Origin of the sequence: Kitasatospora sp. NPDC056531, assembly GCF_042794375.1 — a bacterium.
Taxonomy (GTDB): domain Bacteria; phylum Actinomycetota; class Actinomycetes; order Streptomycetales; family Streptomycetaceae; genus Kitasatospora.
The window spans coordinates 1-7826 of record NZ_JBHTTU010000128.1 but is presented as its reverse complement, the minus strand read 5'-3'; the positions used below and the strand labels follow the sequence as shown (position 1 = coordinate 7826).

The window sequence follows — 7826 nt, the reverse complement described above, 5'->3', positions numbered from 1 at the left end:
GCCCGAGCTGATCGCCGAGGCCGCCGAACTGCCACTGCCGTAACACAGGAGCGGCGCCCGCGCGCGGCGGCGCGCCCCTGTCGGATGTCAGGGACCGCCGCCGCGCCCGCGTTCCTAGGCTGGCGAGCACTGGCCCCGACCACACGTCAGGGCCGTCCCACCAGCAAGGGAGAACCACCCATGCGCAGGATCACCCACGCCCTGGCCGCCCTCGGGATCGCCGCCGCCGCGCTGACCACCCTGGGCACCGGCAGCGCCGGCGCCGCCGACGGCTCCTGGGCGGGCTGCCCGTACGGCGCCGTGTGCGTCTACCCGCAGGACCAGAACCCGGCCTCCGCGCCCAGCGACGTGTACTGGAGCTACGGCGCCCACAACCTCAGCAACCAGAACGGCAACCACTGGGTGCTCAACAACCAGTCCGGCGGCGCCCACGCCCACCTGTGCCGCGGCTCGGGCGGCTCCGACTGCGTGTACGACATCCCCGCCCAGAAGGGCGTCTACTACGACCTGGGCCCGGTCAACTCCCTCACGCTCGACCGGCCCTGACGGTCGGGGCCGGCCCGACAGGCCGGGGTGCCCGCCGTCCGGGGGAGAAGGGCGCCCACCCCCGCACGTGCGGTCACCGCGCCCAGTGCGCGGTGAACCCCGCCCCCGTGCGGGAGACGTCCGCGGCGCCGGGCCCGGCGAAGTGCGCGGGGAGCACCAACTCGCCCTGGTCCGCGGCCCGTTCCAGCACCCTCAGCCGGCTGGCCGCCGCCTGCGCCCGGTCCAGGCAGAAGCAGCTGTTGCACGAGGGGTGCGCCAGCTGGACCGGCGAGTGCAGCAGGTCCCCCACGAACACCGCCCGCCGGCCCTGCGACTCCAGGCGCAGCACCGAGGAGCCGGGGGTGTGGCCGGGGGCCTCCTCCAGGACCAGGCCCGCGCCGATGCTGCGGGTGCCCGACCACTGGTCGCCCTGCCCGGCCGCCAGGACGGGGGCGACGCTGTCCGCGAAGACCTGGTCCCACTCGGCCCACCGTGCGGGGTCCACCGTGGCGTCGGTGCGGGCGGGGTGGGCGGCGGCCGGGTCCTGCTGGCTGCTGGCCGAGGGCGGCCAGGCGGTGCGGCTGGGGCCGGGGGACGCCGTGCTGCTGCCGCACGGCACCGGACACGCCCTGTCCGGCGATGAACTGACGCCACGTCAGGCGAGGCGGCTGCCCGTACTGGACGCGCTCCTCGACCGGCCTACCGACCCCGGCACCGGCACCGGCCCCGGGCCCCAGGGGGACGGCGCCGAGCTGCTGTGCGGCAAGTACCGCCTGGACCACGGCCTGGGCCACCCGCTGATGCGCGAGCTGCCGACGGTCGTCCACTTGCCCACCCGCACCGGCGAGCACCCCGAACTGCGCTCGGCCGTGGACCTGTTGGGCGCCGAGCTGGCCGCCGAGCGCCCCGGCGGACGCCTGGCCGTGCCCGCGCTGATCGACCTGCTGCTGGTCTACCTGGTACGCGCCTGGACCTCCAGGCCCGGCGCGGGCGGCTGGGGCGCGGCGCTGGCCGACCCGGTGGTGGCCGCGGCGCTGGCCGCCGTGCACGGGGACCCGGCCCGCCCGTGGACCACCGCCACCCTGGCCCGGCGCGCCGGCGTCTCCCGCGCCACCCTCACCCGCCGCTTCACCGCCCTGGCCGGCCGCCCGCCGATGGCGTACCTGACCTGGTGGCGGATGACCCGGGCCGCGGCCCTGCTGCGCCGCGGCTGCGAACCTTTGGAGACGATCGCCCGCCAGGTCGGCTACGGCAGCCCGTACGCGCTCTCGCACGCCTTCGCCCGCGAGTTCGGCACCACCCCCGGCCGCTACCGCGCCACCGAGGCCGCGCGCGGGAGCGCACCGGTCAGCGTTCACGAAGATGACGGGTAGCGGAGGATTCCCCCAAGGCTGGTTTTGCTTGGAGCAGGGTTCGGCCGACGAGCAACTCGGCAGCGGCAACGTCCTGATGATGGCCATCGCCGCCGTCATCGGCGGCACCAGCCTCTTCGGCTGCCGCGGCAGCGCCTGGTCGGCGCTGCTGGGCATCCTGGCCATCCAGTCCATCACCACCGGCCTGGAGGTGGTGCACGCCGCCCAGGCCATCCAGTACATGATCACCGGCGCGGTGCTGCTGGCGGCCGTCGTCCTCGACTCCCTGACCCGGCGCACCCGGGCGGGCGCCGGCCGCACCTGAGCCCGCCCATGCCCCGCTGCCCCGCCGCCTGAACGAGGCGACGGGGCCGGCGCGATCGCGGAGCCGATCAGCGCGGGCCTGGGCATCGGCCTGGTGCCCGGCCTGGCCCGGCGCACCGCCACCCGCCTGCCGCTGGTGTGGGTCGACGTCGACAGCCCCCACTGCCGCCGCACGCTGACCCTGTTCTGGCGCGCGGGCGATCGGCTGCCCGCCGCCGCCCGCCTGCTGCGCGAGGCGATCACCGACCGGGACTGGCCGGCGGGCGCGGACGCGGACGGAACCCGCCCGTGAGCGGGAAGTCGGCGGGGTCGACTTCCTGCGCTCACGGGCGGGCTGCCTGGGCGGCGCGGGCACGACAGCCGACGAGGGCGTACTTGATCCGGGGGTCGGTTCCGGGTTCGGCGGCGAGGAGTTCACCGGCGGAGACGAGAGCGGTCCAGTACCGGGCCGGGTCACCGACGGCGGGACGGGGGTGGGCGGCGGCGAGGGACAGGTAGGCGGCGGTGAGGTTTCCGGTGGTGAACCAGCGGGCCAGGCCGTGCTGGTGACCGGCGCGGATGCCGCCCAGGGCGTCGATCGCGGTGAGGAAGAGGTCGATGACGGCCTGGTCGGCGGGGGTGGGGGTCTTGGGGACGTCGAAGACGCCGAGGGCTTCGAGGAGTTCGCCGGTGTCTGCTTCGGAGTTGGGTCGGGGGTTGGCGAGGAGGGCGTCGTAGCAGTCGTCGAGGCGGCGGGTGGTTTCGGCGTGGGGGATGTCGAGGGCGGGGCAGACGGCCCGCGCGGCGGGGAGGGGCTCGCGGGTGCGGCGGGCGAGGATCGCGTAGGTGGCGGCGGGGGTGCGACCGCGGTCGAGGGCGTGGCGGGCGAGGGCGGGAAGGGGAGGCAGCATCAGGAGGCGCGCTTTCAGACAGTGGCGGGGGTGAGGGTGGGGGCGTTGAGAGCCCAGACGAACTTGCCGATGCCGCCGGCCCGGGGACAGCAACCCCAGCGCTCGGCCAGCTCGTTGACGAGGAACAGCCCGCGGCCGTGCTCGTCGGAGGGGATGGCGGAGCGGACGGAGGGCCGCCCGGTTCCGGCGTCGTGGACCTCGATGCGGAGGCGGTCCCCGCTGACGGCGAACCGGATCTCGATCAGGCGGTCGGCGGGCGCGCCGGAGTGCTGGACGGCGTTGGCGAAGAGCTCGCCGAGGAGGAGTTCGGCGACGTCGCGGTAGCGGTCGCCGAAGGGAAACCCGGCGAGGTAGGCGCGGAGCAAGTGCCGGGCGACGGGGGTGGATTCGGTCCGCGAGTCGAGGCGAGCGGCGAACGCGCGGGGCCGGGGGCGGCAGGTTTTGAGCATGGCGAAGGACCTCGGAGGGATTACGCGATTGGGATGCGGGCGCCCGGCTGGCGGGCACATCTGCCCGCACGCCGGATACGAGGGCCTCCACAAGTCGCCCTGCGCATCCGGCGAATCACCGGGCGTAGCCATAGTGGCGCGATCCCCCCTACGATTGCCAGCGTCTTACCTTTGACGGCAATGTCATGTGAAGGAGATGAAGGATCATGACTGAAGCCGATGTTGACGCCCAGGCATCACCGCAAGTCCGCTTCGGTCAGGAACTTCGCAGGTCACGGCGGGCAAGGCGGTGGTCGCAAACCGAGGCGGCCAGGCGGCTGGGGTACTCGGGTGCGCACATCTCATATGTCGAGAACGGGAAGCGTTCCCCAACAAGGCCACTGGCTGTTAAGGCCGATGAGGTGTTCGAATCAGGCCAGCGGTTCTACGAGTTGTGGCGGCGATTCAGCCGGGCGGCGCTCCTTGAGGGGTTCGCCGAGTTCGCCGATGCCGAAGCCCGGTGCCGACGACTGCGAACGGTCGGGCTGGTCATCGTGCCCGGCCTTCTGCAGACCCCCGCGTACGCAAGGGCACTTGCCCAGGCGGCGGTGCGACGGGGTGCGATCACCCCTGCCGAGGCCGATGAACGCACCGACTATCTGGCTCTGCGTCAGGAAGTCCTCTGGCAGAAGAGCCCGCCGGCGCTTCACGCGGTGCTCGAGGAGGGGGTGTTGCTGCGCCCCGTCGGCGGCCCCCAGGTCATGGCCGAGCAGCTGCGGCACCTCGAGGAACTGGCCGGGCATCCGAACATCACGGTGCAGATCGCCCCGTTCAGCATGGGAGAGAACCTCTCCTTCACACTGCCGGTGGTCCTGCTGAATCTCCCGGACCATACAGTCGTGGGATACGCGGAGTCGACGGCCCGAGGCCATCTTGAACGGTCGCGGGCGACGGTTGCGGGCTGGGAACATGACTACGATCAGCTACTGGTGGAAGCGCTGCCGAAGGCCGCATCCCAGGAGATGGTCCGCAAGGCCCGAAAGGAATTCCAATCATGACCGACCGTGTAGACCTGTCCAGCGCCTCCTGGGTCAAGTCCTCGTACTCCAACAACGGCGGCGACTGCGTCGAGGTCGCCGCCGTCCCCGGCCTGGCTCCCGTCCGCGACTCGAAGGACCCCGAGGGGCCGGCTCTGGTCTTCCCGGCCGAGGCCTGGATGTCGTTCGTCGCCGCCGTACGCGGCGGCGAGTTCGGCGACGTCTGAACCGGAACCGGAGGTGGCAGGCCATGGCCCGGCGTGACTACGAGGACGACCCGGACGCCCCCGAGGCGAACTCGCTCGTTCCCGTCGCGTCCGTCGTCGTGGTCGACGGTGCGGGCCGCTTCCTGCTCCGGCGGTGAACGCCCGGGCCGTTGACGGCCCGGGCGCGTAACGGAGTCGGTCAGGCGGGGCGGTGCGTCAGATCTTCCCGGAGAAGGTGTCGCACTGGGCCAGGTCGCCGCTGCGGTAGCCGGTGGTGAACCAGGCCTTGCGCTGGTCGGAGGAGCCGTGCGTCCACGCCTCCGGGTTGATCTTCCCGGTGGCCTGCTTCTGGATCCGGTCGTCGCCCACCGCCGCGGCCGCGTCCAGGCCCTGGGCGATGTCCTGGTCGGTGAGGGCGGCGATCAGCGGACGGCCGGTGGAGGCCTGCGGGGTGGTGGTGGCGTGGTGCGCCCACACCCCCGCGTAGCAGTCGGCCTGCAGCTCCAGGCGCACCGAGGCGCTGTTGGCGCCCTGGCGGTCGCCTCCGACCTTCTGCATCTGGCCGGTGAGGGTCTGGATGTGGTGGCCGTACTCGTGGGCGACCACGTAGGACTCGGCGAAGGGGCCGCCCTTGGCGCCGAAGCGGGTGGACAGCTCGTCGAAGAAGCCGAGGTCGAAGTAGGCCTTCTGGTCGCCGGGGCAGTAGAACGGGCCCACCGCCGAGGTCGCCGGCCCGCAGGCGGTGGAGACCCGGTCGGTGAACAGCACGGTCTGGGCGGGCTTGTACGCCGTCTTGGTGCGGCGCGGCAGTTCGGCGCTCCAGAACTCCTGCAGGCTGTTGGTGACCGCCGTGATCCGGCAGTCCTGGCGCTTGTTGGCGTCCGCGCCGCTCTTGCAGGCCTGCTGCACCTCGCCGTCGGTGCGGGCGCCGGAGGAGGAGGTGGCGCCACCGCCGGAGGACAGGCCCAGCAGCTTGGGGTCCACGCCGAGCAGGACCGCGACCAGCACCGCGATCAGGCCCACCGCCCCGCCGCCGATGGCGACCTTCCCGCCCGGGATGCCGCGCCGGTCGTCCACCTGGGAGGTGTCGAGGTCGCCCTGGTCGTCGAACTGCATGCCCCTGCCTGCCCGCCTCTGTCGCTTTGCTGACGTTCTGTGCCGTCCCTGCGGCCCGCCCAGCCTACGGGCAGCGGCCCCTGACACGCCGCAGCCGAGGCGTCACACCGAGGCGCCGACCACCCGCAGCAGCTCCAGCCGCGAGGCGCACTCGCTGCCGGCCGGCGCGGTGTGCACCAGCAGCAGCTGGTCCTGCCCTCCCGCGGCCAGCACCTCGCACTCCAGCTCCAGCTCCCCCACCACCGGATGCAGCACCCGCTTGCCCCCGCTGCGCCGCACCGCGACCTCGTGACGCTCCCAGTACGCGGCGAACTCCTCCCCGGTGGCGAGGAGTCGGGCCAGCAGCTCGGCCGCCCGCCGGTCCCCCGGACGGGCCGCGTGCACCGCGCGCAGGGACGCCACGTGGGCGCGGGCCAGCGCGTCGTGGTCCTCGGGCGGGAACAGGGCGCGGCTCGCCGGGTCGGCGAACCAGCGCAGCAGCAGGTTGCGCCGATCCGGCGCCAGCGCGGCGAGGTCCCCGAACACGGCGGCGGCCATCGCGTTCTGCGCCAGCACGTCCCCGAGGTCGGAGACCACCTGCGCGGGCACATCGTGCAGCCGGTCCAGGATCAGCAGCAGCCCCGGGCGCACGTGCGCCAGCACGTCGTGGCGGCGCGGCGGCTCGTGCCCGGCCAGGTGGAACAGGTGGTCGCGCTCGTCCTCGCTCAGCCGCAGCGCGCGGGCCAGCGCGGCCAGCAGCTGCGGCGAGGGCTGCGGCCCGCGCCGCTGCTCCAGGCGCGCGTAGTAGTCCACGGACAGCCCCGCCAGCTGCGCCACCTCCTCCCGGCGCAGCCCGGGGGTGCGGCGCCGGGCACCGGGGGCGAGGGCGACGTCGGCGGGGGTCAGGCGGGCGCGGGAGCGGCTGAGGAAGTCGGCGAGGGCGTCACGGTCGATCATGCGTCCCAGCATGGCGCGGCCGGGGCGGCCGGAGCCAGGGATCACCAGTCCCCGGGTCGGGTCGGTGGATGGTCTAGGGTCGTCCCCCGTGTCTGAGTCATCGTCGTATCTCACTACTACGGCCGACGCCTACGATTCCGTGGCCGTCCGCTACGCCGCACTCGTCAAGGACGGCCTGGCCGGCCAGTCGCCGCTGGACCGCTCGTTCGTCGCCGCGTTCGCCGACCTCGTCCGGGCCGCCGGCTCCGCCCCGGTGGCGGACCTGGGCTGCGGGCCCGGCTATCTGAGCGCGTTCCTGCGCGGGTCGGGGCTGGAGGTCTTCGGCGTCGACCTGTCCCCGGCGCTGATCGACATCGCCCGCCGGACGTACCCGCACCTGCGCTTCGATGTGGGGTCGATGGACGCGCTGGAGGCGGCCGACGGCGAGCTGGGCGGCGTGGTGTCCTGGTACTCGCTGATCCACACCCAACCAGAGCAACTGCCCGTCTACCTCGCCGAGTTCCGCCGGGTGCTGGCGCCGGGCGGGCACGCGCTGCTGGGCTTCTTCGAGTCCGAGGGCGATCCGGTCACGCCCTTCGACCACAAGGTGGCGACCGCCTACCGCTGGCCGATCGCCGCCCTCGCCGAGCTCGCGGACGGGGCCGGCTTCGCCGAGGTCGGCCGGATGCTGCGCGAACCCGGCGACGGTGAGCGCTTCCGGCGCGGGCACCTGCTGCTGCGCGCCCGGTAGCCGGCGGCCGTCGGCCGCTGTCGGGGCCCGGCGGCCGGGAGGTCGGCGGGCCCCTGACCCACAACGGCCCCGGCCGAGGTCGTCGAGCAGCTGCTGACGGCGGGCGCCTGGCGCACCCTGCGCTCAACGGACGGCGAACGCCCCGTCGACGTCGCCGCCCGACTCGGCCGCGACGCCCTGCTGCCGCTGCTGGAACCGGCGCCCCTGCACCCGGTACCGGCAGAGGAGTTGCGGGCGATGGAGCACTTCTTGCACGCGCTGGTCCGGGTCCGCACCGAGCAC

The 7826-nt window shown here is 73.9% G+C and carries 11 protein-coding genes and 2 pseudogenes; 8 read left to right on the top strand and 5 right to left on the bottom strand.

Translation table 11 applies throughout. The features are described 5' to 3' along the window. Positions 1 to 180 precede the first annotated feature (180 nt). Positions 181 to 546 (top strand): hypothetical protein, encoded by a 366-nt coding sequence (locus tag ACFQ87_RS41010; RefSeq protein WP_380616058.1) that lies wholly within the window; start codon positions 181 to 183, stop codon positions 544 to 546. Positions 547 to 619: 73 nt separating this feature from the next. Here the strand turns inward: ACFQ87_RS41010 and ACFQ87_RS41005 are convergent, their stop codons facing one another. After that, positions 620 to 1030, bottom strand: a complete 411-nt coding sequence (locus tag ACFQ87_RS41005) for an MBL fold metallo-hydrolase (RefSeq protein WP_380616057.1) — start codon at positions 1028 to 1030, stop codon at positions 620 to 622. A gap of 10 nt (positions 1031 to 1040) precedes the next feature. On the opposite strand from ACFQ87_RS41005, the gene ACFQ87_RS41000 reads away from it, so the two are divergent. The 3 genes and pseudogenes from ACFQ87_RS41000 to ACFQ87_RS40990 all read left to right on the top strand — a co-directional run bounded on the left by ACFQ87_RS41000 (position 1041) and on the right by ACFQ87_RS40990 (position 2493). Then, positions 1041 to 1898 (top strand): AraC family transcriptional regulator, encoded by an 858-nt coding sequence (locus tag ACFQ87_RS41000; RefSeq protein WP_380616056.1) that lies wholly within the window; start codon positions 1041 to 1043, stop codon positions 1896 to 1898. Between the two features lie 37 nt (positions 1899 to 1935). Continuing rightward, a pseudogene (locus ACFQ87_RS40995) lies at positions 1936 to 2202 on the top strand (sugar ABC transporter permease); the annotation flags it as partial. Between the two features lie 54 nt (positions 2203 to 2256). Beyond that, entirely contained in the window at positions 2257 to 2493 is a 237-nt protein-coding gene (locus ACFQ87_RS40990; protein ID WP_380616067.1) for a LysR family transcriptional regulator substrate-binding protein, read from the top strand. Positions 2494 to 2524: 31 nt separating this feature from the next. Here ACFQ87_RS40990 and ACFQ87_RS40985 read toward each other — a convergent pair whose 3' ends face one another. Together ACFQ87_RS40985 and ACFQ87_RS40980 are read right to left on the bottom strand one after the other, a co-directional pair. Then, positions 2525 to 3091, bottom strand: a complete 567-nt coding sequence (locus ACFQ87_RS40985) for a hypothetical protein (RefSeq protein WP_380616055.1) — start codon at positions 3089 to 3091, stop codon at positions 2525 to 2527. A gap of 14 nt (positions 3092 to 3105) precedes the next feature. Beyond that, positions 3106 to 3540 (bottom strand): ATP-binding protein, encoded by a 435-nt coding sequence (locus ACFQ87_RS40980; protein WP_380616054.1) that lies wholly within the window; start codon positions 3538 to 3540, stop codon positions 3106 to 3108. A gap of 206 nt (positions 3541 to 3746) precedes the next feature. Between ACFQ87_RS40980 and ACFQ87_RS40975 the strand changes: the two genes are divergently transcribed. The 3 genes and pseudogenes from ACFQ87_RS40975 to ACFQ87_RS40965 all read left to right on the top strand — a co-directional run. Continuing rightward, positions 3747 to 4577: a helix-turn-helix transcriptional regulator gene (locus ACFQ87_RS40975; RefSeq protein WP_380616053.1), complete on the top strand. Its 831-nt coding sequence runs from the start codon at positions 3747 to 3749 to the stop codon at positions 4575 to 4577. Then, complete coding sequence (locus tag ACFQ87_RS40970; RefSeq protein ID WP_380616052.1) at positions 4574 to 4783, top strand: DUF397 domain-containing protein; 210 nt, start codon at positions 4574 to 4576, stop codon at positions 4781 to 4783. Before ACFQ87_RS40975 ends, ACFQ87_RS40970 begins: the two co-directional genes overlap by 4 nt. 23 nt (positions 4784 to 4806) lie before the next feature. Then, positions 4807 to 4917: pseudogene (locus tag ACFQ87_RS40965) on the top strand (NUDIX hydrolase); the annotation flags it as partial. Positions 4918 to 4978: 61 nt separating this feature from the next. On the opposite strand, the gene ACFQ87_RS40960 reads toward ACFQ87_RS40965, so the two are convergent. Together ACFQ87_RS40960 and ACFQ87_RS40955 are read right to left on the bottom strand one after the other, a co-directional pair. Beyond that, positions 4979 to 5878 carry a neutral zinc metallopeptidase gene (locus tag ACFQ87_RS40960; protein WP_380616051.1) on the bottom strand — a complete coding sequence of 300 codons (900 nt, stop codon included), beginning with the start codon at positions 5876 to 5878 and terminating at the stop codon, positions 4979 to 4981. 102 nt (positions 5879 to 5980) lie between these two features. Next, entirely contained in the window at positions 5981 to 6811 is an 831-nt protein-coding gene (locus ACFQ87_RS40955; protein ID WP_380616066.1) for a helix-turn-helix transcriptional regulator, read from the bottom strand. A gap of 91 nt (positions 6812 to 6902) precedes the next feature. Here ACFQ87_RS40955 and ACFQ87_RS40950 point away from each other — a divergent pair, with 91 nt between their 5' ends. Further along, a complete protein-coding gene (locus ACFQ87_RS40950) occupies positions 6903 to 7544 on the top strand; it encodes a class I SAM-dependent methyltransferase (RefSeq protein ID WP_380616050.1) in 642 nt (213 codons plus the stop codon). Positions 7545 to 7826: the final 282 nt, after the last annotated feature.